Source organism: Microcoleus sp. K5-D4 (assembly GCF_036704575.1).
Taxonomy (GTDB): domain Bacteria; phylum Cyanobacteriota; class Cyanobacteriia; order Cyanobacteriales; family Microcoleaceae; genus Microcoleus.
Genome location: NZ_JAUBSD010000142.1, coordinates 1 through 1,744, shown reverse-complemented (window position 1 = coordinate 1,744; position 1,744 = coordinate 1). Strand labels below are relative to the sequence as shown.

The window sequence follows — 1,744 nt, the reverse complement described above, 5'->3', positions numbered from 1 at the left end:
ATTACCTCGATCGATGCTGTAGCCGACCTGGTTACGTCCAAAAGCGGTCTCACATCTGCTCCTGCTGGTAGTTCCGTGACTTATACTATAACTACCGCAAACAATGGGCCGAATGCTGCTGAAAACGTAGTGATTACAGACAGCATCATTCCCGGTTTAACGGGAGTCAGCGCATCCGATAACGGCACTTACGACCCAGTGACAGGGGTTGTCACCTTCCCAACAATTCCCAGTTTGACTAGCGGCAGCAACATCAACCGCGAAGTAACAGTAGTCGTTCCAGCGACGGGCACCATTAGCAATACTTCCCAGAGTCGAGCGACCACTTTTGACCCCGAACCCAGAAATAACAACGGTTCCGAGTCCAGAGCCACTGTCACCACCGCCATTTTACTCGCGCAGCCAACACCCAACAAGCTTCCATCAGCCGACAGCAGCAATGTGGCGATCGCGCCCAACAGCGTTGTCCAAATTAGCGGGCTCGGAGGCAGAGACTCAGACGGCACAGTGGTTACATTCACCATCAGCACCCTGCCGCCGGCAAATCAAGGCGTCCTGTTCTTGGGCGACCCCGCAACAGGGGGAATCGCTGTCACGGCAGGTCAAACGCTGACAGCCGAGCAAATGACGCAGTTATTCTTCGAGTCGGCCGGCAATTTCACAGGAGCTAATTTTACCTACAGCAGCAAGGACAATCTCGGTGACAGCAGTCCTGCCGCCACCGTTTCTCTCGTGTCCCTGGCGTTCAACTACCCGCCGGTACCCACAAACATCAGCAAGACACTGGCGCCAAACAGCACCGTCAACCTCACAGATCTCACGGCAAAAGACCCCGAAAACTCGATCGAATTCTTCACTATCCACACCCTGCCGGCGGCAACTCAAGGCGTGCTGTTCTTGGGCGACCCCAGCCAGGGAATCCGGATCACGGCAGGCCAAAGACTTAGCGCAACTCAAATCAGCCAGTTATTCTTCCAAGCAACCAGCGAATTCGCAGCCACCAACTTTACCTACAGCGCCACAGACAGCCGCGGCGCCATTAGTCCAGCCCCCGCTACAGCCTCCCTGCTAGCACTATTACCTCCCACCGACCAGCCGCCCGTCGCCAACAACTCCAGCGTCGCTTTGTTGCTGGAAACAATCGTGAACATCCCCGGACTCGGAGGAACCGACCCCGACGGCACGGTGGTTTCCTTTACCGTAAACACCTTGCCACCAGCCAATGAAGGCACGCTGTTATTGGGCGACCCCAGCCAGGGAGTGCGGGTGACGGCAGGTCAAATCCTGACACCCGAGCAAATTACCCAGTTGTTCTTCCAGGCGTCCGGCAATTTCACAGGGGCAAACTTCACCTACAGCGCTACAGATAACCTCGGCGCCACCAGTGCGGCAGTCGCCACTGTCTCTCTCATCCCCCTTAAGGAAGCGATACCGACGCCGACACCCGCGCCAACACCAACACCACCAACACCAACACCTGCAGCGGAACCAACACCCGCGCCGGAACCAACACCCACACCAACACCCGCCCCGACGCCCATACCCGCAGCGGAACCCGCCCCGACGCCCATACCCGGGCTAACACCCACTCCAACACTCGCGCCGGAACCAACACCCACACCGGCACTAACACCCACACCGGCAGCGCCACCAGCCCCGACGCCCATACCCACGCCGACGCCCATACCCAGGCCGGAACCGGAACCAACTGCAACACCGGCGCCAACACCAACACCCGCCCCGC

General features: G+C 58.4%; 1 pseudogene. It reads left to right on the top strand.

What is annotated here, in order from left to right:
- Positions 1-1,744: pseudogene (locus QUA77_RS27590) on the top strand (DUF11 domain-containing protein); the annotation flags it as partial.